We start from the raw sequence: 323 nt of genomic DNA on the forward strand, positions 1-323 counted from the left end.
GCGGATTTCTTATCTCGGACTGGAGTTGAAGGACGTCCTTGACGGTAAGAGGGAGCTCGAGGAATTGATCCGGCTGACAGACCGCCAAGCCGGCGACGTTTTTAAAGGAGCGCTTAAAAAGATCGACGGGCGATTCGACGCACTCTTTCGCCTCCTCCTCGGAGGGGGCGAGGCCCCTTTCAGACTTGAGGAGGGTGTATCGCTCTGGGATGCCGGCGTGGAGGTAATCTGCAGGCCGCTATCGCGCCTATTACATTGGCAGATGGCACATATTCGATGGATCCTAAGGGTGCCTTATGGGTACGGAATTATGGATCCCGATT

General features: G+C 55.4%; 1 protein-coding gene. It reads left to right on the forward strand.

All coding sequences use genetic code 11. The features are described from left to right. A partial coding sequence (locus EZM41_RS08660; protein ID WP_198470710.1) for a hypothetical protein occupies positions 1-323 on the forward strand: 323 nt, incomplete at both ends.

This window comes from Acetomicrobium sp. S15 = DSM 107314, from assembly GCF_016125955.1.
GTDB lineage: Bacteria > Synergistota > Synergistia > Synergistales > Thermosynergistaceae > Thermosynergistes > Thermosynergistes pyruvativorans.